Origin of the sequence: Brasilonema sennae CENA114 (genome assembly GCF_006968745.1) — a bacterium.
GTDB classification, from domain to species: Bacteria; Cyanobacteriota; Cyanobacteriia; order Cyanobacteriales; family Nostocaceae; genus Brasilonema; species Brasilonema sennae.
Genome location: NZ_CP030118.1, coordinates 328,003 through 349,423, shown reverse-complemented (window position 1 = coordinate 349,423; position 21,421 = coordinate 328,003). Strand labels below are relative to the sequence as shown.

At 43.4% G+C, this 21,421-nt stretch carries 22 protein-coding genes; 7 read left to right on the top strand and 15 right to left on the bottom strand.

What is annotated here, in order from left to right:
- Positions 1-56: 56 nt before the first annotated feature.
- The 5 genes from DP114_RS01415 to DP114_RS01395 form a co-directional block, all read right to left on the bottom strand.
- Positions 57-359 (bottom strand): hypothetical protein, encoded by a 303-nt coding sequence (locus tag DP114_RS01415; RefSeq protein ID WP_169267682.1) that lies wholly within the window; start codon positions 357-359, stop codon positions 57-59.
- Positions 360-528: 169 nt separating this feature from the next.
- Positions 529-1,710 (bottom strand): low temperature requirement protein A, encoded by a 1,182-nt coding sequence (locus tag DP114_RS01410; RefSeq protein ID WP_171975250.1) that lies wholly within the window; start codon positions 1,708-1,710, stop codon positions 529-531.
- Between the two features lie 137 nt (positions 1,711-1,847).
- Positions 1,848-4,406: a sigma 54-interacting transcriptional regulator gene (locus tag DP114_RS01405; protein WP_171975249.1), complete on the bottom strand. Its 2,559-nt coding sequence runs from the start codon at positions 4,404-4,406 to the stop codon at positions 1,848-1,850.
- 104 nt (positions 4,407-4,510) lie between these two features.
- Entirely contained in the window at positions 4,511-4,732 is a 222-nt protein-coding gene (locus DP114_RS01400) for a hypothetical protein (RefSeq protein WP_216669955.1), read from the bottom strand.
- Between the two features lie 170 nt (positions 4,733-4,902).
- Complete coding sequence (locus DP114_RS01395; RefSeq protein ID WP_171975248.1) at positions 4,903-5,808, bottom strand: Rpn family recombination-promoting nuclease/putative transposase; 906 nt, start codon at positions 5,806-5,808, stop codon at positions 4,903-4,905.
- Positions 5,809-6,341: 533 nt separating this feature from the next.
- Between DP114_RS01395 and DP114_RS34620 the strand changes: the two genes are divergently transcribed.
- Entirely contained in the window at positions 6,342-6,563 is a 222-nt protein-coding gene (locus DP114_RS34620) for a hypothetical protein (protein WP_246163015.1), read from the top strand.
- 222 nt (positions 6,564-6,785) lie between these two features.
- Here the strand turns inward: DP114_RS34620 and DP114_RS01385 are convergent, their stop codons facing one another.
- From DP114_RS01385 to DP114_RS01370, 4 genes are read right to left on the bottom strand one after another with little or no spacing between them, the layout of a single operon-like run.
- Positions 6,786-8,936: an ABC transporter substrate-binding protein gene (locus DP114_RS01385; protein ID WP_171975247.1), complete on the bottom strand. Its 2,151-nt coding sequence runs from the start codon at positions 8,934-8,936 to the stop codon at positions 6,786-6,788.
- 5 nt (positions 8,937-8,941) lie between these two features.
- Positions 8,942-10,384, bottom strand: coding sequence for a hypothetical protein (locus tag DP114_RS01380; protein WP_246163013.1), 1,443 nt, complete (start codon positions 10,382-10,384; stop codon positions 8,942-8,944).
- Positions 10,371-11,309 (bottom strand): AAA family ATPase, encoded by a 939-nt coding sequence (locus tag DP114_RS01375; protein WP_171975246.1) that lies wholly within the window; start codon positions 11,307-11,309, stop codon positions 10,371-10,373. Before DP114_RS01375 ends, DP114_RS01380 begins: the two co-directional genes overlap by 14 nt.
- Positions 11,294-12,268 carry a hypothetical protein gene (locus DP114_RS01370; protein WP_171978084.1) on the bottom strand — a complete coding sequence of 325 codons (975 nt, stop codon included), beginning with the start codon at positions 12,266-12,268 and terminating at the stop codon, positions 11,294-11,296. The genes DP114_RS01375 and DP114_RS01370 overlap by 16 nt, the downstream gene beginning before the upstream one ends.
- Positions 12,269-12,479: 211 nt before the next feature.
- On the opposite strand from DP114_RS01370, the gene DP114_RS01365 reads away from it, so the two are divergent.
- From DP114_RS01365 to DP114_RS01350, 5 genes are all read left to right on the top strand, one after another.
- Positions 12,480-12,710, top strand: coding sequence for a type II toxin-antitoxin system Phd/YefM family antitoxin (locus DP114_RS01365; protein ID WP_246163472.1), 231 nt, complete (start codon positions 12,480-12,482; stop codon positions 12,708-12,710).
- Positions 12,711-12,715: 5 nt separating this feature from the next.
- The gene (locus DP114_RS36005) at positions 12,716-12,964 is read left to right on the top strand and encodes a PIN domain-containing protein (RefSeq protein WP_318284334.1); all 249 of its coding nucleotides are present in this window, start codon (positions 12,716-12,718) and stop codon (positions 12,962-12,964) included.
- A gap of 20 nt (positions 12,965-12,984) precedes the next feature.
- On the top strand, positions 12,985-13,161 hold the full coding sequence (locus tag DP114_RS36000; RefSeq protein ID WP_318284333.1) for a type II toxin-antitoxin system VapC family toxin: 177 nt from the start codon (positions 12,985-12,987) through the stop codon (positions 13,159-13,161).
- 73 nt (positions 13,162-13,234) lie between these two features.
- A complete protein-coding gene (locus DP114_RS01355; RefSeq protein WP_169268617.1) occupies positions 13,235-13,483 on the top strand; it encodes a DUF433 domain-containing protein in 249 nt (82 codons plus the stop codon).
- Between the two features lie 69 nt (positions 13,484-13,552).
- Positions 13,553-14,554, top strand: coding sequence for a hypothetical protein (locus tag DP114_RS01350; RefSeq protein WP_169268618.1), 1,002 nt, complete (start codon positions 13,553-13,555; stop codon positions 14,552-14,554).
- Positions 14,555-14,905: 351 nt separating this feature from the next.
- Here the strand turns inward: DP114_RS01350 and DP114_RS01345 are convergent, their stop codons facing one another.
- The 3 genes from DP114_RS01345 to DP114_RS01335 all read right to left on the bottom strand — a co-directional run bounded on the left by DP114_RS01345 (position 14,906) and on the right by DP114_RS01335 (position 17,465).
- Entirely contained in the window at positions 14,906-16,006 is a 1,101-nt protein-coding gene (locus DP114_RS01345) for an RNA-guided endonuclease InsQ/TnpB family protein (RefSeq protein ID WP_246163005.1), read from the bottom strand.
- A gap of 1 nt (position 16,007) precedes the next feature.
- The gene (locus tag DP114_RS01340) at positions 16,008-16,589 is read right to left on the bottom strand and encodes an IS607 family transposase (RefSeq protein ID WP_171975245.1); all 582 of its coding nucleotides are present in this window, start codon (positions 16,587-16,589) and stop codon (positions 16,008-16,010) included.
- A 90-nt stretch (positions 16,590-16,679) separates the two neighbouring features.
- A complete protein-coding gene (locus DP114_RS01335; protein ID WP_169266984.1) occupies positions 16,680-17,465 on the bottom strand; it encodes an ABC transporter permease in 786 nt (261 codons plus the stop codon).
- 521 nt (positions 17,466-17,986) lie between these two features.
- Between DP114_RS01335 and DP114_RS01330 the strand changes: the two genes are divergently transcribed.
- A complete protein-coding gene (locus DP114_RS01330; protein WP_171975244.1) occupies positions 17,987-18,424 on the top strand; it encodes a peroxiredoxin in 438 nt (145 codons plus the stop codon).
- Positions 18,425-18,690: 266 nt separating this feature from the next.
- On the opposite strand, the gene DP114_RS01325 is transcribed toward DP114_RS01330, so the two are convergent.
- The 3 genes from DP114_RS01325 to DP114_RS01315 form a co-directional block, all read right to left on the bottom strand.
- Positions 18,691-19,077, bottom strand: coding sequence for a hypothetical protein (locus DP114_RS01325; RefSeq protein ID WP_169266982.1), 387 nt, complete (start codon positions 19,075-19,077; stop codon positions 18,691-18,693).
- 185 nt (positions 19,078-19,262) lie between these two features.
- Positions 19,263-20,162, bottom strand: coding sequence for an ABC transporter permease (locus tag DP114_RS01320; RefSeq protein ID WP_171975243.1), 900 nt, complete (start codon positions 20,160-20,162; stop codon positions 19,263-19,265).
- Positions 20,163-20,233: 71 nt separating this feature from the next.
- The gene (locus DP114_RS01315) at positions 20,234-21,253 is read right to left on the bottom strand and encodes an ABC transporter ATP-binding protein (RefSeq protein ID WP_171975242.1); all 1,020 of its coding nucleotides are present in this window, start codon (positions 21,251-21,253) and stop codon (positions 20,234-20,236) included.
- Positions 21,254-21,421 lie beyond the last annotated feature (168 nt).

The window sequence follows — 21,421 nt, the reverse complement described above, 5'->3', positions numbered from 1 at the left end:
ATTCACACAAATTAACAAACGTATTAGATTTGACATTTTAAAGGAGTCATCATCGTTTAACCTTTTCGTCTATTTGTTTGACCAGATCGCTGAAGGAATCCTTTTTTCTTGGCATGGTCATTGATTTTGTGACGAATCTGATCGTAAATAGCGGACGATGCGAGATTGATCGCAATGCCAAGTACGATGTCAACCAATTCAACTTGATTTAATGGCTCTCTATCTAAAAGACTGTTAATTGTGCTCGTCACTGACTTTACTTGCACATCAGCGACTTCCTCAATTGAGCTTAGAACACGTAAGAGCTCATCAACATCACTGCGTTTCCCTCTAAATGTTACTTGTTCTTCATGTAGCATTGTAGCTTCCTATATTTGTATCCGGAGGTATCCGATTAGTCGATTCATTAAGGCATATAACTACTTATTATACCTAAAATCACCGTATATCCACTCTACTTGTAAGCAGCTCCAGAAAAATGCCGGATAACATTCTACTATGCACTTGTTTTAGCCCAACAGCTTACGACTAGATTTCTGGCTCAACCAAACGTGTTGTGGGACGACTTTGAGATAAATCTTGCACAACCTGTACAGCACAAACTAAAGCGACAAGCCCAATGACTGCAACAGGGAACAAACCTTTGCCAAAAACGGCAATGAAAAGCAAAACGACTGCTGCCCCAACTCTATACTTGGTGCGGATTTTACAATAAAGGATCACTCCCAAGCGGTGGAGAATACCTAAAGCAAGGTAGCATACAGCAACAGAACCACAAAGCAGCCATCGAACAGAATCAGGAAGTGCTACCATTGGCTTGCTTATCAACGCAAGTTCTACAGCGACTCCAGAAGCCGCAATACCAGCAACAAGGGGAAAATGGGTGAAAAGCCATATAGCCATAATCGTTGCTCTTCCTTCAGTCCGCGCCCTGTTAATCGGTGTACCACCGAGGTTATCAAAATAAACCCACCATAGGCTCAAAGCAATACCTAAAGCGAACACAGCAGCAATCACAGTTAAAAGATCCCATTTCTGTTGAGAAACACCATCGACGACTGCGATAATTGCTTCGCCCAACACAATAATGGTGAATAGCCCAAAACGTTCAGGTAAATGGGATGCATGGGGAGGTAATTCTATCTGTAGTTTGCGTGTTGTTAAGGGTGTCGCAAAATCAATGATCAGTCCTAGTCCCCAAAGCACGAAACGCCAGGGAATCGATACAAATGCAGACACTAACCAGAAAAGCGCGCCTATTGAAAAACCTGTGGCGTAACTCTTTGTCAGGGGACGAGCCTGGGGAATATACTGTCCTGCACGGATATACTCAATAATCAGTACAAGACGACCAACAACGTACGCGAGAGCAAAACCAGCAGAACTTTCACCCAAGCCGTAGTGTATATTGACAGCCATTGCTGCGGCTGTAAGCATATGTAGACTGGTGAACAACCGCCGTCCAATGTCATCGCTATCAAAGCGATTAGCATAAAATGTCGTACCAATCCAAGACCACCAAATAGGTATAAAAAGAGCTATAAAGCCTAACACTCCCGAAAGTGAAACATGATCATGAAGATAGTGGGCGACTTGAGAGACAGCAACCACAAACACCAAATCATAAAAAAGTTCCAGCCAAGTAGCGCGTCTTTCTCCTTCTCCGTCTTCACCAATACGTAATCGTGGTGGTTTTATAAAACTTCGCATAAACAATTCAAAATATGTCCTAGGGACATGCACTTTTCCGGATTCTACCAGCTTAAGCAGACATTTTTGAGGGGCGATTTTTTGGTTCCCACAGCGTGTCTTCTGGACGTAAGGTGCCAGATTTTTCACTTGTTTAACTAACTAGATACAATCATTGCCCACATACTCGCTGCTAAGCCAATAGCAGCTAAATGTTGCCAAAAAAGCGATCGCATCGGCTGACGAGCAATTTTTTGTGTCAACACCACCGTCAACAAAAGTGAAATAATGAGGGTGGTTCCTTGCAAAAAGGTAATCACCGCTGGATGAGCCAGCAATATAGGTAATTGTTCACCATTCATACCGAAGGTTGCAAAACTTACAGGGAGAATACGTCCTCCTTCGGTTAAACCCAAATGCAGATAATGAGCTAAGTTTCCTCCTAACACGAGTGGTAAATATCCATAGGCAAGTTCTACAAATGATCGTGGCTTCGGATTTTGCTGAGTGGATTTTAACTGTTTGTAACTGACATATAATAATTGCATGATTCCGTATGCCAAAAAAGGAATCGCTACGGGGAGAATCAGAGCCAGTAAAGATAATCCTAAGTGAGGCAGAAATTGGGTTAAATCCAGATGTAAGCCGAGCCTTGATTGCATTTCCGGCAAGTGATGCAGGAACACCCCCCCCAATAGTAAAAACAACAGTGCAACTTCGTAACTGCGGGGAATATGAGTTGTCCACAATTCCATTCCCGGAGGACGCAAATTAAACTCAACGGAACGATGCGGACAGGCTTTGAGGCAAGTCATACACAGCACACAATCTCTATTATCTTCCAACTGTGCTGGGTGAGAGTACAACGGGCATCCATTTGTTTCCATCCCCTCTCCCTTCTGGGGTCCACCCTTGTAGCATTGATACGTGGTACAACTGGCAGAACAGATGCCTTGCTGTGCCCGGAGTTCGGTCATGGAGAGTTTAGCAAATAAACCATTCATTCCACCGATGGGACACAGATACCGACACCAAAATCGCCGCTCAAAAATGGCAGAGAATATCATTGCTCCTGCTGTAATTAAAAGCAGCAAACAACCAGAAAGATATGCTGTATTTTCTAAATTCCAGAGTTCTTCCCATAGGAAAATAAGAGTAAATAGTCCAAAAAGAAACCATCCGCCCCATTTTTCAGCTTGATGTCTGGGCCAGCGTTTAAGTTTTCGGGGAAAGAACTTTTGGGAAAGCTTTTGTGTCACTTCCCCGTAAATCATAAAGGGACAAACTGAACACCAAACACGTCCTAAAAAGGGAAATGCTAGTAGGGAGAAAGGCCACCACCAAGCCCAAAACAGATTGAGAGCGAAATTGCGATCGCGCGTTTGCGGACCAACAAATAAGACTCCTACAATGAAGGCAAATGCTGTTAAAGTAAAACCATAGTTAATACGATCAGGCCACCAAGAACTACGAAGAAACTTTCGCAAACCAGGATAAGCATTTAAAAGATTGACACGAAATTGCTTTTTCTTAGTATCAACAGACCAGAAAATTTCTTCTGTGAGTTCTTTTGCTTCTCCAGCTTGGACGATCGCCCGTTCTACTAGATCTTGCAGTTCTTTCAAATTGCCAGGGAAATCGTAAGACTGCAAACGGCGCAAAGCTTCTGAGGAAACTTTCGGTCGCGCAATACCTCTAGCGCGAGTGTAAAGACTGATGTAGTATTCCACCTGTGCTTTAATATCAGTTTTGCGTACCCGCAACGGTGGCACTTTGATAATATGACCGATACAGCGTTCAATCGTTGGCTGAGTTTTTTCTGAAACTATCAAAATGCGAGCTTTACTGACGCGAGGTTCGGGGGTTGGTTCTCCCGAACGGCTGACAGGGGTGTATTTGCCCGTTGTTAGCAAGTTTGCTAACGCTGGTAACAACTCTGGGGGTGTTTCTTGAATGTTGTTCAGAACTAAACTACCTTCTCCAAGCCATTCCAGCAGTCCTGGTTTACCTCCAGCACGACCAAACAAATCAGCACCGCTTGTCTGGAGAATACCACAGTTAACTTTAATAATCGGTTCTCGCCGCTGTTTGGAACCAAAGTGAATCAAAGCAGCTATAATATCTTTTCCTAATCCTGGTTCCCCGAAAATTAATACTGATTTGCGATCATCAGTAGCTTCTCGAATTTCCTGTCTCAAACGTACAGCATAACGACTTGTCCCCACAATTCCCCGTGTTGCCTTTGTGACCAAATAAGGTCGCAAAGCTACAGAACGTTCTTGTTCGTAGGTAAGTGCAGATGTGAGTTGAGCCAATTCCTGTGCCATTTGGCGAGAAACAGCTTGAGCAATTTCGGGGTATTGGGTGGCTAATTCCCGAAACTTAGCTGCAGGCACAACCCATAAGTGGCATTCTGTAACCGTTGTAATTGTACGCTGAGCCAATTCATCTAACATGAGTTCTTGCAGATGAATGATTGAGCCGGGGAGGAAACCAATAGTTAAAGCCGGGTTCGTTTTATTGTTGCTATCGCTTTCGAGCTGACCTTCAAGGAGAATGTATAATCCTTCTGGAGGAGTCCCTTCAGTCACTAGACAGTGGTTTGGTGGGATAACTTGTTTTTCAATAACTTGGGCGATAGCATTCAAAGGTTCAGGCGATAAGATTCCTAGAGCCGTGCGTTCTTGTAACCATATCACGATTTCTTCTGGTGTCATGGTGGCTTCTCCTACTCAGCACTGCTGTATAGAAGAAATTATCGCGCTTATTGCTACCTGTGCGTGAAAGTCTCAATTTTTGACACTGCCGCACTAACTTATTTTTAATACCCTTGTTCCAATGCTTTATCTAGGCTGTCAATCTGTTGGGCGATTTTGTCATGTTCTGTCTGGGCTTCCTCAATTTGTTTATCTAATCTGAAAAGGATTGCAGCGTCTGTCTCAATGATTCTTGCTGTTCGCAGGCGTACTATCTTCTCATTCAGCAAATCATACAATTTTTGCAGTTCGTCACGTCGCCGCTGTGGATTTTGCCTAGAAGCCATCTATCAGTTCCTTCTTTTTCAACTACTAAGTAGGTAGGCGTAATTAATTTGTAGATAGCAGTAGTGCGAGCGTCTCGCTCGCGGGCAAGATGCTCCGAAGTCGCTACAACGCGGGGAACCCGCGCAACGCGCAACTCTTGGCACTACATCTTATATTTAATTAAACCCACTTACTTACTCTCATTGGAAGATTGCTGTTGTGCTGCTTGACGCACTTCCTCAACGCTCAACTCTAACTCTCGTGCAACTTGTTCCACAGTCAATCCTACTCTTAACAACAGAGGTACTGTTCGGAACTTTTCCCGACGAGTACCTTCTTGCTTACCTTCCTCAAATGCTTCTTGATAAAATCTTGTCTGCTTTAATTCACTCAATCCAAACATAGCCTCTATCTCCTCTCGACTCATTGTCGGAAACTTGTAAATTAAAATCGTCTCTATCAATTGTAGTAATTGCCGCTGTTGCTGTTGTGAACTTATCTCCTGTTGAGTTCTATCTATCAACTCTCTTGCTTTTTCAATCGCTGTATCTTGATTCTCAATCACTAACTTGACAGTTGCGATGGAAATGGGTAACGATACAGCCTCACCTAATTCATCAAGGTAGATAGGGCTAACACGCTGACTTGTAAAGAATTCACGATAATGTTTTCTATCTGCTGTATCTATAGTTCTGGTAGGAAATATCACCGCAGCACGCCAGTCATTTTGTGGTTGATTTTGCCGCAGGTACAAAAAGATTTCTGCAAACAGTCGCGCGTAAATTTGTGGATCTTCTTGAAATTGGACTTCCACAAAATAAATTGGGTTCACCCTGAGCGGACTTGTGCTGAGCGCAGCCGTAAGCGCAAGCGCACGCCAAGGCGAACGCGTAGCGTCTCCGGAGGAGATCGCAGTCGAAGGGTTATCACTTTCTTTGGCAGGAAGAAATACACCATCAATCCTAAAGGCTGTTTGCTTAACTTCAACTGATGAAAATTGATAAGCGCGTGCTTCTTCTGGTGGTTCACCGATGAGTTCAAAAAAGATGCTGGGAAATTCTTGAAAGAGGCGATAGAAAATGCTGTCAGTTTTCACGAATTCAGTTTTTTAACATAGAGTATAGAATATCACTGTGATGCAGATTTTTGTATTTTTAAAAGCGATTGCCTACGGCAGAGCTACGCTTAACGCGTGCGTCGCGGTTTGCAGCATCGCCCTTCCTCAATGGCACTACTCTTACTAAGAGTAATATGCGTGTTGCATTCACGACTTAAACCTCACCCTGCCCTATCGGGCATCCCTCTCCTTACTAAGGAGAGGGAAAGATTTTAGCGCCGATTCAAGCTAGGGTGAGGTGAAAGCGATCCGGTATGTAGACGGTAGATTATCGCACTACACTAACCAAGAGTAATATGCGTGTTGCATTCACGACTTACACCTCACCCTGCCCTATCGGGCATCCCTCTCCTTAGCAAGGAGAGGGAAAGATTTTAGCGCCGATTCAAGTGAGGGTGAGGTGAAAGCGATCCGGTGTGTAGACGGCGCGACGTGAAGTCTTAATTGCTCCTATCGTTCTGGAAGTAGCGCACATCACAGAAGCTACAGTAAATATTGAGTACCCAATTGAGGTGGATCAGTTTCTCAGAGAAGAGTTGGACTACTATATACAATCAAAACACAGTGTGCTGGTTGTGGAAGCAAAGCAGGCAGACTTAACACGGGGATTTACTCAATTAGCGGCTGAGTTAATTGCTCTTGATAGTTGGGTGGAGTCGGAAGATTTGATTCTTTATGGTGCTGTGACAACAGTATTTGGCAATTTGGGAGTTTTCATTGTTCTTCGCGGGTAGTGACTCAGCATTTGATGCTGTATCGAGTTCCTACAGATTTGGAAGTGTTGATGCAGATTTTAGTAGGGATTTTGATGGAGGGTTAGGGGGGCGATCTGCATTTCACTAAGAGGTGTAATTCTTATCCAATCTCGATAAATTTTCAATAAGTTTTTATCTCTACCAAGGTGAAAAGCAAAGTGCCTTTCTCTTTTCAATTTCAGAAGCTACTTGTCCTCTCCTTCAGTTTGATTGCAATATCTTGAATCGACCTCCTTCAACTTTAATAAGAACGGGTTCCATTTGTATCTCTCCTTGTGGCGTAAATTGGATTGTATTCCCCGACGTTTCTTGGGGTGAAAGATTAACCTGTTGCAATCTTTGTAAAACTGTTGCGCGAGAGGGGTTAGAGGATAAAGCTTGAATCAAAGCTTGAGTGGCGTCATAACTGGTGGCTGTGCGCCAGCTAATCTGTCCTCCCCATTGCTGTTCTGCTTGTTGAGCAAAGTTTTTTGATTCTGGTGCTTCCCGAAACCAAGGAATAGTTAAAACTAATCCTTCAATTGCATTTCCACCTTCTTTCAAGGTTGTGTGATCGTACAGAGTAGAACTACCTAATAATTTTAAAGATCGCACCCTTGGATTGTTAGATTCAGCCTTAGCTTTAGCAATTCCAAGCGCTGTACGAGTAAATTGCTGCTCTGGGAACAACAAAACTGCCTGTACTTGGTTTATAGATACACTCTCGTTTAATTTTCGGTTTACATCCTGTTTCATCCCTGCTAAATCAATTATCGAGGATTGACCGCCTAATTTTTCAAATTTTTTTGTAAATTCTTCTCTGAGATTGTCGCTATAGGCTTTGTCAAGATTATAGAAAATGACAACTTTTGTTAAGCCAAGTTGATTGCGAATATATTCAGCTAATTGTTCACCCTCTTTGATGACAGAAGGGGTTGTTCTAAAGAAAGTCTCACCCTGTAATTGGCTACTGGAACTGGTAGGAGAAATAATTGCTAAGGGTTCAGCAGCCTTTTGATATTCATATATTGCTGCTCCGGTAGCTTCACTAGAATAATGTCCAATGACTGCTAGTACAGATCTATCATCAAGAAGTTGCTGAGCGACTTGTTTGGCTTGTTGTGTGTCGTTACCATCATCTGCAATGGCAATTTCCAGTAATTGACCGTTAAATCCACTGTCAGAATTAAATTGATTTTGAGAAAGTGCGACGCCACGCAAGATTTCTATAGCAATATTTTGTTGACTTCCTATAGGTACAACGACGGCTATTGTGAAAGGAGAATCTTTTTGGCGAGCAAGAGCATTATTATAGTAAATTAAGACTTCTGGGTCATTGCGATCATATTGCACAGCTTGAGCAAAAAAATTAACAGCTTGCTGGTAATTCTTTTCGTGAAATGCTTTAATGCCTTGGTCACGATATGGGTTGCGAATTGTGGGAAAGAGAGTGCGATCGCCCTGACTAATATTATTCGTGATATTATTCTGTTGTACAATACCAGGCACACAAAAAACACCTTTGAGTTTCTGTTGACCTGTAGGACAAGGAGTTACCCATTTATAAAAACTCCTTCCACTGCTAACAGTAACAAAGAAAATTATTCCTACTACCGCTCCTATTGATTTCTGAACTGAGATGATAGATTTTGTAGTGAACTTCCGCTTTTTTTGATTTACCTTTATCTGTTCGGGAATAGGTAAATTAACTGCAGCAATCTTTATCTGGTTTCTTTCGTCAAGCACTTTGCCAAGTTCAGCTTTTGCAACTTCGAGTTTGCCACGGGCAAAGTTTCCCATCCCACGGGCGTAAATCAGTAACGGCTGGAATTCAGCCAATGGCTCAGCAAATGTTTCTGTTAATGATGCCATTCGCACCAGTTCCGCTGCATTCTTATCATCCAATTTTGAGAATGCTAATGCTAGTTCACGAGCTGCCTCACTAGGTTGCACATATGCTAGAGCTGTCCACTGCTGAACTTGGGCAAAGTCCCGAATATCAGGATCGTCACTCAAAAGCTGCTGCCTTACATACTCAAGTAAGAAGTCTGATAGTTCATAAATCCGCAGTTGACCGAACTTTTCATCTTCCTTTAATCGACTCAGCAGCACATTTCGCACTGCCAAATCCATTTCATAAAGTTCGTGCCCAACTTCATCACATAAGCTAGAAAGCAACAAATCACTTACAGCTATCCAGGGAATACCTCGCACTTGACCGTGAATATCCCGTTGGAAGTTTGCCCACAGACGATATAACAAATCTGGTGTGAGTGATAAGGGAAAAGCAGCATGATACGCCAAATACAAATGCGCTTTCCCAAAACGTTTTTCAAAAGATTCAATGCGGCGCTTGGCAACTTCAGGTTTCATTTTGCTTATTTTTTCCGCCCCTCAAAATTTGTTGGGCGTCCGCGTAACACACTAATAGCATCCTGCATACCTCGGCGGCTGAGTTCAAACATCGGTACCAGATGTGCAATTTCGCTAGCTGTTGTTTTCTGCCAACGCTTCTTTGGCATCGGATTTAGCCAAGCGATGTAAGGCACTCTTTGTCTCAAGTGGGTAAGAAATTCTTTTGTTAATTCATAGCGTTCCTCACTATAACCGCCACGAGCAGCACCAGCATCACTGAAAATCAACACAGCAGTCCTATCGGAGCAAACATGAGTAACGACATCACTGACTAACTCTGCTTGTTGATGATTGGGATCGTGGTAGAGATATTCAATGGGGCAATTGTGAAAGTAGTAAATACCAGCTTTGCCCAAACGACCTCCGCGCAAAGCCGTTTCTGTTAGCCGATGCGATAAAGCGTGAAAAGGTACCATTGAGCCATCTTGATCAATAAGTAACAGCAAATCCGCTTGGTTCACCCGACGTGGAACTAACACAGGTTCAAGCAATAAACCTTTGCGTCCAATCTGGTTTACTGTTGCTTCTAAATCTAATTCTGTTGCTGCTCCCTCACGTACTGAGCGGCGCAAGTAGCGCCATATTTGTTTCATTTGTCGTTCAGTGACAGGAAAATACTCGGTAGTAAGGATGAAGCGACTTTCAGGAATTACCTCATTTTTACAGCCAACTTGCAGCACTGTTTGAACTACTTGTACTTCATCTTTAATTGTTTTTGTCAATTGTGAAGCTAGAGGAGCAGCAAGAAGCTTACTCGAAGTTGCTTCAAAATGGGAAGTACTGTCAATTCGCCGTTTAGAGTTCCGCTGAGATACTTGCTGGAAGAGTATGTATCCGACACTTCCGGTGTTGACTATAAGCAAACTCCAATAAATCCAATTGGTTTGGTTGGGATCTGGGTTCGAGTTGGGTGTTTCGGTTGGCTGTGCTGTTGGAGTTGCCTGTATGCTAGGCTTTTGTTGTGGTATTGTAGTCAGTTTTGATGTTTGAGTGGGTTTTGATGTCTGAATGGGTTGTAATGTCTGAATGGGTTGTGCTGTCTGAGTGGGTGGTGTTCGCTGTTTTAAGAATTCAATACCCACAACAATGTCAATTGCCAAAATAGCTAAAATAACGTAGCGAGTAATAATCCGAGAATTCCAATGCAGTTTAAATTGCTTTTTTGAGGTTAAAACGACACCCTCACTACTCATCACTCGTTCAAACTGATACTCAAATAGCTGCTTTTCTTCAGCAGATTTAATCCACAAAGTCTGACACAGCCGTTTCAAAGACCCTTTGTCAGTCATCCCAAAACCAGCTTGCATCGCTTGCAAAACTAACTGATACTCATCAATACCAAGTGGTAAGCCTGCTTCCCGCAGACGAGTGAAAAGTTCTTGAAGTGGTAATTCATTCACGTCCACGGCTTTGCCTCAAATGACGAATATGATCATCCCAACTTTTCAGCAACACGCCAGCAAATGGCAGCTTACCATCCAATTTTGCCAAAACCTCATCTTGAGGAAAGCGACGCAGCACCTTAAACCAGTCAATCAATTCACTCGTACTCACTTTCTTACCACCTTCCCCTTTATCTTTCCGCATTTCCTCCCGCAGCAATAAGAAGCGAACCACAGCTTTATCTACTAACGCTTTAGGTGAATCAGGAAAGTGGTTATTTACAATTTCTACCAATCTTGGGGGGCTAGGAAATTCCACATAGTGAAACAAACACCTCCGCAAGAAAGCATCTGGTAAATCCTTCTCGTCGTTGCTTGTGATAAAAACTATGGGCGGTGCTTTTGCTTGGACTTCCTGTCCTGTTTCTTCTACAATAAACCGTTGCTCATCAAGTTCTAATAACAAGTCGTTGGGAAAATCAATGTCAGCTTTATCAATTTCGTCAATTAATACCACCGTCCGCTGTTCGTTTTGGAAAGCACGTCCTAATGGTCCCCATTTCACATAGGTAGCTGGATCACTAATCCGTGGGATATCCTCATCTTTGATGATACGACCTGTTGCAGCAAGTTGAGCATCGCGTAAGCGAGTGACCGCATCATAACTATAAAGACCATCTTTGGCGCGAGTGGTAGATTTGATGTACCAAGCTTCCAAAGGCAAACCAAGTTCATAAGCCACAGCACGAGCTAGTCTTGTCTTACCGCATCCCGGTTCCCCCTTGAGCAAAAGTGGTCGTTCGAGGTAAATTGCCAGGTTAACAGCTTCTATTAATTCCTCATTCGGCAAGTAAGGATACAACAGATGTCCAGTTGCATCTCGTTCTCCAAACTGCGGCTGCACTTTGCCTGTGTACTCAAGTTGTTTTTCAGTCAAATCTTTAACCATCTTTCCCTTTCTTCATACCAATTGCAGCCGCAGCGGTGACAAATTTCTGAAAATGCTAGTTCTGGAACCCCGTTATCACTATTTTCCAAAATTTCTTGGACTAAATCTTCTATTTCATTTATGAGTTCAACCAGAGGTAATGTGTGGAACTCTGTCTCAAGCATCTCAAACCAGTCAGTGAGAATGCGATCGCCAAACGGATTAATGATTGGTAGTTTAATCGGAACTCTCGGTTCCCAAGTTGTTTCTAGTTCCTCCACAAAGATGGTATCCTGACAACCTACACAGCCTTCATAATCCACCAAAAACATCAGTAACTGGTATTTTGTTGGAGAGAGAACCTCTCGTGCTTGACTCGCCAACGGTAACCAAAATTCGTCAAGTAATTCTTGCAAATACCCTTCTGGCATACAATCCACGCCATGAAAGACAAGAATGACATTCTGTGTCTTCCACCAGTGAAAAACTCGTTCAGCAATTTCTGTAGGTGAGTGTTGTCTTCCCAAGCCAACACGTCCACCAAATTCACGCCACAAAGCAGAAATATCTCTTCTGCGTCCTATCCGGTCAAGTTCAATTCGCACCATCTTGCCCATTGTACCCAAGCGGATATGCTGTGTAACTAATCGATTCAGTAGCCAACGTTGTCCATGATCTAGTAAACCGTGAATCAGGAAAGCCCCTATTGATTGCGCTTTCAGAAATTTGAGGAATGAGCGCACTTGGTCTCGGTAACCTAATTTTAATAAAGCACGATATAACTCTTCACTACAAGCTACTGACTCTAGATTGTCAATCTGCTGTATGATTTTATCGCGTTCACCCTCAGCTTCCTCAATCTGCTTGTGTAGACTGAAAAGAGCCACAGCGTCTATTGCCGTAACTTTTGCTGTCTGTAGAAACAATATCTTTTCTTCTAGCAAATCCAGTAATTTTTGTAGTTCTTCACGTTGGCTCATGTATATATTGAACAGAGGATGTGACTCCATTGCTTGTTCTGGGGGCTTGCAGTCGCTGCTCAACTTCTTTATTGCTACAACATCAAAACGCGCTGTTACGGATTATTACTTAAAGTATTGTAAAACTTCAATTGCTGAATAGAGCACAATTTGTCATTAAAGTAAACTTAGTTTATAGACTTAGTTTGCAAGAATTATGTAAACGGTCAATATCCACCAAGCTAAAACGAATCTCTCACGGCTTTTGTCGCGGGTAGAACTTGGAGAAGAAATCATTATTTCAAACCGAGGCGTTGCGATCGCCAAGTTGGTTCCGTTTAGCTCCTCATACAATCGACGGAGTAGTTTAGGGCAGGATCGAGGGCGTTTCGTAGTGCCAGAAGACTTCAACGCTTCCTTACCGGAAGATATCCTAGCAGCATTTGAGGGTAGCCAGGAGTGAAACTTTTGCTGGATACGCAGTGCTGGTTATGGTGGTTTGCCCAACCAGAGCGTTTAAATGAGGAGGCGATGCTCCAGCAGGGAGCCAAGCCCTTGCGGGCGATCAAGCAGATTGATGACGAAAGTAATGAATTGTGGCTTTCTGTTGCTAGTGTCTGGGAAATGGGGATAAAAGTTGCGATCGCAAAGTTACCGCTAAGCGAACCGCTTGACAGTTATATTTCTAGTCGAATGGCACAATTGGGCGTGCGTTAGCGCAGCCTCTCGGAACGAGAATGCTCTCGATTACAGCATCTCATGCAATACTTGCATCTGCGTTGCCCTTACATCATCGAGATCCTTTTGACAGAATGTTAATTGCACAAGCCAGAGCTGAGGATATGATTCTAGTGAGTGCGGATCCTATCTTCAGACAATACGACGTTTCCATGCTTTGGGCTGCAAGCTTATGAGATATTTCTGTGTCCACCGAAGCGATCGCCTCTGGTGTGGAAGAATGAGTAACAGTATCTGGTAGAAATTACTATGAGTAAAGAAAGCCTACTATCCGGCGTATCTATTGATGCCAATATTTACTTTGGTAAGCCATGTATTCGGGGACATCGCATCTGGGTTTCCCTAATTTTGGACTTTCTCGCTATTGGGATGACAATTGAGGATCTGCTTGAGGAGTATCCGGGTATAGAGCGAGAGGATATTCTTGCTTGTATTGTCTATGGTGCCGAAATGGCAAGGGATTATTATGTCGAGATTCCCCTGGGAATCCACAAGTAACTCTCAAAGTGAAGCCCATGAGAAGAACTGTTTTTTTGAAAGACTTGTTATCTCAAGATTTAAAGAAATATGCTTATAAATCCTTTGCGCCAACTTTTGAGCAAAGCAGAGGCGCAATCATTTCAGCTTTTGGGAGAAGATCTGGTTCTGCTCTCGGGAGCCAAGCTGCGGGAGGCTGTGGCTATATACGAGGCTGAGCTTGCACGCACAGTTCCCTCAAGCATCCGTCCACTTTTTGAGCACGAACAGGCTGCATTTTTATCCGAAGCTCATGCTTGGCTGAAACGTTTCAATCAAACCATCCATACGCGCATTCGTGGTTATCTGGCACTCGGACGCCTCTGTAATTTTGAATATCCCTGGCCAACGATCGCCGTGCTGGGAATCTGTGAGGTCCTTGAGCGTATAACCCATGCACGCGTTTACGGGCTAGTTGGCAAGGTTGCCCGTCATCTTGTCAGGTATGGGGAACTCGAAGATCTGGCGAGTCAAATTGATGACATACTCCTACGAACAAATCGTAGCATTTTTGCAGATTCGGTTCCCACGGTGCTTATGGCTCTGCGTTGTCACAATCATAGGTCTCGGGGAGCAGACGACCTCGCTGAGGCTCTACTTTCAGGTCCTCTCACGCCACTTATGGATGAAGAAAGCCGTGAGCTTTGCCGTGGACTTTATGAAGCACTCGCAGTGGATGAAGGTCAAGAACGCTTCTCCCAACTGGTGGCACTGACGCTGCGCCACTTCCAGCGTGAGCAGGCAATTTTAACGTATCACTTGGAAGGTACACTCTCGCAAAGCAAAGAATCATCGCTCGCTAACCGCCTCATGCGAATATCTAGCGTGAGCGCCCCAGTCATCGAAAGTACATCCAATGGTTACCAACTGGTGTTCAAGCCGTACAAACTGCCTACAGATTTCAACCTTAAAGAGCACGAGATCCGTGTTAATGAGTTTGCCTGTGCGTTTATCATATCGGTCACAAGCAAAATTTCTGATTACCAAGTTGCTGTAGATTACGTTGTCAAACGGTTCGGTGAAAAAGGAGAGCATGCAGTAGTCACATTCTAAAGTGGAAGTCGGTTCAGTCAAGCAATTTTCACCAATTGAACTTCCCCGGCAGCGATCGCCTCATGAGAAAAACTCAATATTTCCCGAAGCCCCTGTCATGTTAAATTCTTGGGAATAAAGAGCTTGCTGTACTCACAGCCATGGGTATTTTCTCGCTTGATATCGGGAAAAAATTATCATCTCATCCTACTAACGCATTCGCTTCCTAGTACTCTGTGACACAAACTATGTACGGTGAAATAAAAAACCACAAAGGCGCAAAGAACGCAAAGAAAGAGGAAAAGAAGACAAATTCTACTCATTGATTTACGCCTCAAAGTTGCCTTGACGAAATACTAGTATCTGATACATTTATGCTGAACATTCCTGCACGTTACTGAGTAACGCACCGAATGAAACAATAGCAATACCATCTTGGTTGACGGTAAAGGAGGTATCCCTCAAAGCACGCAACATGATGTTGCGTGCGCCGTTTGCATCTCTTGGTGTTTGGGTTCCACAACTCGGACATTTGTGAACTTTGTTTCCACCAAGCTTTGCATGTCGATGACCACACACACCGCAAGTTTTTGATGTGTAAGCCTCGCTGAGATCAATCACCACGCAACCACGCTTTGATGCTTGATGTTTTAGAGTTGACTTAAACCGATAATGCGCCCAAGTCAGCATATTTCTAACTGTCTTTGACCGTATTTTCCTACTCGACTTGGCTACCATTTGGGAAGACTCGAAGTAAGGCAGAAATATAACACGGTAGTTATTAGTCAGATAACACGCTGTCTTTTTGTGAACTTCGTTAACCAGGTTTTGTATTCTATTTCGCAACCTGTTTGCAGCACGTCGCATCGACTGACGACGCTTAGAATTGGTTTTGGTCGAGCGGCTGATCAACTCATCCAGATATTGACACAAACGAGTGACTCGACCCATGTCATTACCGCCAACCTCTATTACTTTATCTCCATCGTATCCAGTGAGAAAACTTCTAACTCCTGGGTCAAGCGCTATTAACTTGTTGGAGTCAGAATCTTGACGCTCAAAAGGTTCTGGGAATATTGCAAACCACGTACCACGCTTGTAAACTAGTTGTGTTCCATACTCACAGCTTGTTGGCATTGGCTCGCTTACAACAAAATTCATTTTCTTCGTTTTGTTGTAATACCATTTTCCGTTAGTCAAGTTGGAGTTGTTAAACTTAATACTTTGTTGTGGGTTGCGAACAGAACGAAACTTGGCATCACGGCTAGCTGAATAAGCTTGATGAGCATCAAAGATGGCGTTTTGTTTGATATGGCATGGCACTTCTTTTACCCAATCAGGTAGGTCAGATTGCATCACCATATTTCGTAATTTCAACTTACCAATTCGAGATTCAGAATTACGCTGCATTGATATTGCCTGATTAAAGCAGTATCGACATGCCGCTAGCCATTTCTTCCAAGTTTTATGCAACTCAGGCTCTGGGTAAATCCTTATCTTCTTTGATTGTAGTTTTGTACTTTCGCAATCCGTACAACCGACAGGAAAAGACGTGAACAATTGCGAGAATGTCCTCAACCATTTCTCGCTCTGGGGAAAGGTTGTCTTGGTTGAGAACCACGAGTCTTGTGTTGTCTTGCTGTAGGAGCCATTGGATGAGGTCAAACCCAAAACGAGCGAGTCTGTCTTTGTGGGCAACCACAACAAGTCCGACATTGCCTTCACGCACTCGTCCCAAAAGGGTTTTAAGTCCCGGTCTTTTGAAGTTGAGTCCGGAAGCAATGTCTGTGATAAGTTCTGAGTCTGGGTAGAGGTTTTTAAGGACTGCAACTTGTCTATCAAGATCAGCTTTTTGTCCACGGCTTGAAACACGGGCATAAGTGATAGTTGCCCCATTTCCTCTGTTTGCTGATATACCCGTGTAGCTCGTGATGTCATATCGCCTTTGACCTGATGGCGTTCTAATTGCCTTAATGATACCTGTTTTTTCCCAACGCCTCAGTGTGTGTAAGCAAACTCCAAAATGAGAAGATGTTTCTTTTGGGGTTTTAAACATTTATCTGAACAACGCTGTACATATTGCATCATACAACGTTTGACAGAAATATTCAGGAAAGTTCAGGAAATTAACTATCTAAGCAAAACTCTAACTCGAAGCACTTGTATAAAACCGCAACGCAAACCGCCAAAACCTAGTCGAAACAAAAAACAGCGCCAGCGCCAACACTCCTGCGCCTACTATCCAACTGATTTGACTTCGACCCAGCAGAGCTTCTGCTGGTATAGTTGTTAAAAAAGCGACTGGAACAACAAAGGTAAAGAAGAAACGGTATGCTGTGGGATACGCAACCATCGGATATCGTCCAGCTTCCAACAGACCCCGCAGCACTTCGGTAACGTTGGATATTTTGACAAACCAGATGCTAGTAGATCCTAGCATGAACCACAAGCTGTAAAGAATGACAAAGCTAAAACATAAGGGAATTGTACTGATGAGGTAGTCGTCTATTCCTAAACCGAGTTTTGTACCTGCGTAGCCAATGATGATGCTACCAAAAATTATATCTGGAAGTCCCCAAGGTGATATGGTACGGGTAGAAAGCCAAAACTGGCTGCGGATGGGTTTGAGTAGAACAAAGTCCAATGTACCTTCTTGTACTTGGCGGACAATGCTATTCAAATTTGGAGCAAGGAAAGTCGCAGAAAAGCCTTGCATCAGCGTGAAAATTCCTAGGACGACTAAAGCTGCTTCCCATCTCCACCCAGCAAAGCTGTAGCCATTACCGTAAAACAAGAATAGTCCAAAAAGACTACCTGCAAGATTGCCCAAGCTGCTCAAGGTTGCTAAGAGGAAGTTGATCCGATACTCCAACTCAGCTTCTATGGCAGCGCTCCAAAATAATGTTAGTACTTTTAGGTATCTGTTTCTCAAGGTGAAGAACTATAAGGGCAAAAGTATGTGCAATACACCTCATTATCTCATACCAATTCTGGAGTAAACTTGCACTGAATACTTACTCTTTCACTCTTGGCGTGCTTGGCACGCCAGTCGCCTCAAGGGGACGCCAGGTGCTACAAGTCGGGAAACCCGCCCAACGCACTGGCTCGGGAACCCCCGCACGGTGAGACAGCGCTGCAGGAGGGTCTCCCTCCGTAGGCGACTGCGAACCCGAAGGGCGCTGGCTCGACTTGGCGGTTCGTTTCAGAAACTTGACATTTTGTACGAAAAATGTGCTTGATTATACTTTACTTAACCCAAGCCTTAAGAAGCCATAAATTCACAAAAATACATAAAGTTTGATACAATACCGCCATCAGGGAAAACAGTAACAGGTATTCGTAACTTTCACAAAGCAAAGTCTCAAAACTTGCTCTTAGAACTTGAAAGGTCGAACCGGTTAGTGACCACAAAATGCCCTGAAGCAAACCCTGTATAGTGGAGATACTAAAACTATGCCCTTAGCAGTTGGTAGCGATGCGCCTGCATTTACCGCCAAAGACACCAACGGTAACACTGTTTCGTTGTCTGATTTCAAAGGTAAGACAGTGGTTTTGTATTTCTACCCCAAAGACGACACCCCAGGCTGTACCAAACAAGCCTGTAGTTTTCGGGATGCTAGTGAGGACTACAAGAGCAAAGATGTAGTTGTGCTGGGAGTCAGCGCAGATGATGAAGCTTCCCACCAAGCATTCACTCAAAAATATAGTCTCAATTTTCCGCTACTGGCTGACAGTGATAAAACCTTAATCAAGGCATACGATGTCGATGGTGGTGGATATGCTAAACGCGTTACTTACGTCATTGATGGTAACGGCAAAATCACCAACGTTGACTCTAATGTGAATACATCAACTCACGCTGGCGATGTTTTAGCAGGATTGGGGTTGTAAAAAGCGATTAATGAGATGTTGCACCTCACCGATGAGTACGCCTTGAACTCAAGTTCAAGGCTTATAAACAAAGTCCGTTAAAACGGACTCAAAGACTTACGCAGTCCGTTTTAACGGACTTAAGCTTTGAGCCAAGAAATTTATTTTTTGGCGGTCAAAAATTCTGGTGCAATATCTGAGATTAGCAATCATTCAAAAGAACTCAGAACACAGATCCCATAATCAAAACTTTTTGGTATTGCGTTCTGTGTTCTTTTTTTGTTGCTTTACTTTCCGGATTTGGGTTGAGTGATTCCAGGTGTATTTACCCTCAAGCCTGATTGATTTGGTTGCTGTTGATTTTGTTGATACAGTTGTTGTTGCTTTTGCTTGAATGCAGCAGCTGCATCATTGAGTTGTTGATTCTGTTGATTTGGATCCCAAGTTGCATTTCCTTGTTGAAGGCGATGCATTAAACCAAACATGCCCATATTATTGACCTCATCGCTGCGAGGAGATAATGGATCGTTATCCTGTTGTGAATTGAGGTCTTGCAGAATGTTTCTTGAGTTAGGTTCAGCTAAACTAGGTTGAGGCAATAGCAAGGAAGCAAAGCTGAGTCCTGCCACAGTAAGTACAAATAGTTGTTTAAACGGTAAAAATGGTTTTTTCATAAAAGCCTCCAAAAAGTTTGTTAACCCACGCTTTCTGGGCGTGGGAGGACTGTTAAAGGATTTTGATTAAGAATCATACAGAACACACCAACTCACTAACTTAGAATAATTCTTTTTTGTGGTATGTAGGTAATTGGTGAGTTCTTTTTATGCCAAAATCACTTAAATCCAATAATGCTTCTATCTTAAGCAAGAGTCCGTCGCAGTTGAGGTTGAATGCTAAGTAATGCTACGACAGCAAAGCCAAGTAATACAAGCAAAGCTGCACCAAAGGTGACATCACCCCAAAAAGCATGCATGACTACGCTATTTAATCCCCAATCTTTGTGAAGATACAAATAGCGAATTGGTTCAATTGCATAGCTGAGAGGATTGAGGGTAGCGACAACCTGTAGCCATTGAGGCATGAAGGATAATGGAGCTAAAGCAGTACTAGCAAACAACAACGGCAAGTTGCTGACAAAAATAACTGCAATAAGTTCAATATGTCCCGGTAAGGTAAAAGCCAAACCAAGACTGATGGCAGTTACACCTAATGCAAGCAGGAAGACAATCAAAACTATTGCTCCTAAACCCGCTACATTTGGTAACCCAGCCCCCAAAAATGCGGCTGCTGTCACAATCACCGCAGCTTGTAGTAAACTTTGGCTGATAATAAAGATAGCCGAAGCCAGAACTATCGAAAACCGTGAAACAAGAGGAGCCACGAGCAAACGGTTCAAAAAGCCGAATTCCCGATCAAACATCACTGGTAAACCAGCATTCAACGCCCCAGCAAATGCAGTAAAGACAATAACGCCAGCACCCAAAAATTGTCCATAATTTGTGGTGTTGCCAAAAATGCCTTTTGGTGCATTTTGAAATAAAGCACCGAACAGCACCAACCACATCACAGGCTGAATAATTCCTGCAATTAATGTTGAGGGACGCCGCTGCAACTGAATAAACAAGCGACGCGTCAAGGCAAGTGTCTCTTGTACAAATTCACCGAAGACATTGGGAGTCGCATCTACCTGGTAAACTTGAGGTGATGCGACTTGCTGCCAATTTATATCGGATTTTGGAGGTAAAACAGTACCGCTCATAAAAATTCACACATTCAAAATTCAAAGTTCAAAATAGTAAGATAATCTTGCTCCTTACCAATTCACAAAGCCTAACGCATACTCTGCTTACGTTCAGCCTTTTGATCGCGATTTCCGGCGGCGGCGAGTTCCGCATCCATCAAAGTTCGTCCTGTGGCTGCAAGATAAACATCATCCAAACTCGGTCGAGATTGGGCAATACTAAAAATTGGTAATCCAGCCGAATTGAGCGTTTGTTGGATGGTGATCAAAGCATCGTTTTGCGGTGTCACGACTAAGTTCAGGGAGTTCCCTTGAGCGCTATTAATGATCACTTCTTGAACAAACGACAAAGATTTCAGCAAATCTTTAGCTTTGTGTGACTCTTCGTCGGGTGAAAATTCGCGGATTCGTAAGGTAATGCGATCGCCCCCAACTTTATCTTTCAACTCTGAAGGCGTTCCTGTGGCAATCACAACTCCACGGTCAATTATTGCCACTTTATCAGCCAAGGCGTCAACTTCTTCTAAGTAATGGCTGGTAATCAGTACCGTTGTTCCTGCTTCTCGCAACTTACGCAGGAAATCCCATACCACAAAACGACTCTCTATGTCAAGTCCTACTGTTGGTTCATCTAAAACCAACACATCTGGTGCATGGAGTAATCCTGCTGCTAAGTCTAGGCGCTTGCGTAACCCACCAGAGTAAGTGCCAGTCTTTTTGTCTGCATATTCTTGCAAACCGAGTAACTGTAGCACGGTGTCAACTCGTTGTTTTGCCACTGCACCAGGTAAATGATACAGTGCGGCTTGCAGTTGTAGTAATTCGCGTCCAGTCAACACCTTATCTAAGGCTACTTCCTGAGCTACGTACCCTAGCCTTCTCCTTGCCGCTCTTGGATTGTCCACCACAGAAATGCCAGATACTTCTATTTTACCTGCATCTGGTGTTGTGAGAGTACACAAAGTTCTCAATGTGGTTGTTTTGCCTGCTCCGTTAGGACCGAGTAAGCCAAAGATTTCTCCTGGTTCCACCTGAAAGGAAACATCCTTCACGGCTTCAACCATGCCGTAGCGTTTTTTGAAATTTTCAATGTAAACGGCGGGAGCCATGATAGTTTATCCTAAACTATACAAATCTCAACAAATTCTATTTTTATTGTAGTTGAGTGGTGTGAGGTGAGGTGATTAAGTGGGTACGGCTTCCTTTATTTTATGAGTCGGGTTGCTCTGGGGAGGTATTCGCGAGTTCATTCACTAAATCACTTTGGCTAGTGAAAT

What these genes read in the sequence shown, in the direction of transcription:
- DP114_RS36000 (WP_318284333.1), top strand. Translation starts at nt 12,985, where the DNA reads ATGCTCTCGATTACAGCATCTCATGCAATACTTGCATCTGCGTTGCCC.
- DP114_RS01325 (WP_169266982.1), bottom strand. Translation starts at nt 19,077, where the DNA reads ATGAAAAAACCATTTTTACCGTTTAAACAACTATTTGTACTTACTGTG.
- DP114_RS01400 (WP_216669955.1), bottom strand. Translation starts at nt 4,732, where the DNA reads ATGGCTTCTAGGCAAAATCCACAGCGGCGACGTGACGAACTGCAAAAA.
- DP114_RS01330 (WP_171975244.1), top strand. Translation starts at nt 17,987, where the DNA reads ATGCCCTTAGCAGTTGGTAGCGATGCGCCTGCATTTACCGCCAAAGAC.
- DP114_RS01320 (WP_171975243.1), bottom strand. Translation starts at nt 20,162, where the DNA reads ATGAGCGGTACTGTTTTACCTCCAAAATCCGATATAAATTGGCAGCAA.
- DP114_RS01375 (WP_171975246.1), bottom strand. Translation starts at nt 11,309, where the DNA reads ATGGTTAAAGATTTGACTGAAAAACAACTTGAGTACACAGGCAAAGTG.
- DP114_RS01350 (WP_169268618.1), top strand. Translation starts at nt 13,553, where the DNA reads ATGCTTATAAATCCTTTGCGCCAACTTTTGAGCAAAGCAGAGGCGCAA.
- DP114_RS01315 (WP_171975242.1), bottom strand. Translation starts at nt 21,253, where the DNA reads ATGGCTCCCGCCGTTTACATTGAAAATTTCAAAAAACGCTACGGCATG.
- DP114_RS01410 (WP_171975250.1), bottom strand. Translation starts at nt 1,710, where the DNA reads ATGCGAAGTTTTATAAAACCACCACGATTACGTATTGGTGAAGACGGA.
- DP114_RS01415 (WP_169267682.1), bottom strand. Translation starts at nt 359, where the DNA reads ATGCTACATGAAGAACAAGTAACATTTAGAGGGAAACGCAGTGATGTT.
- DP114_RS01340 (WP_171975245.1), bottom strand. Translation starts at nt 16,589, where the DNA reads ATGTTTAAAACCCCAAAAGAAACATCTTCTCATTTTGGAGTTTGCTTA.
- DP114_RS01405 (WP_171975249.1), bottom strand. Translation starts at nt 4,406, where the DNA reads ATGACACCAGAAGAAATCGTGATATGGTTACAAGAACGCACGGCTCTA.
- DP114_RS01385 (WP_171975247.1), bottom strand. Translation starts at nt 8,936, where the DNA reads ATGAAACCTGAAGTTGCCAAGCGCCGCATTGAATCTTTTGAAAAACGT.
- DP114_RS01355 (WP_169268617.1), top strand. Translation starts at nt 13,235, where the DNA reads ATGAGTAAAGAAAGCCTACTATCCGGCGTATCTATTGATGCCAATATT.
- DP114_RS01370 (WP_171978084.1), bottom strand. Translation starts at nt 12,268, where the DNA reads ATGAGCCAACGTGAAGAACTACAAAAATTACTGGATTTGCTAGAAGAA.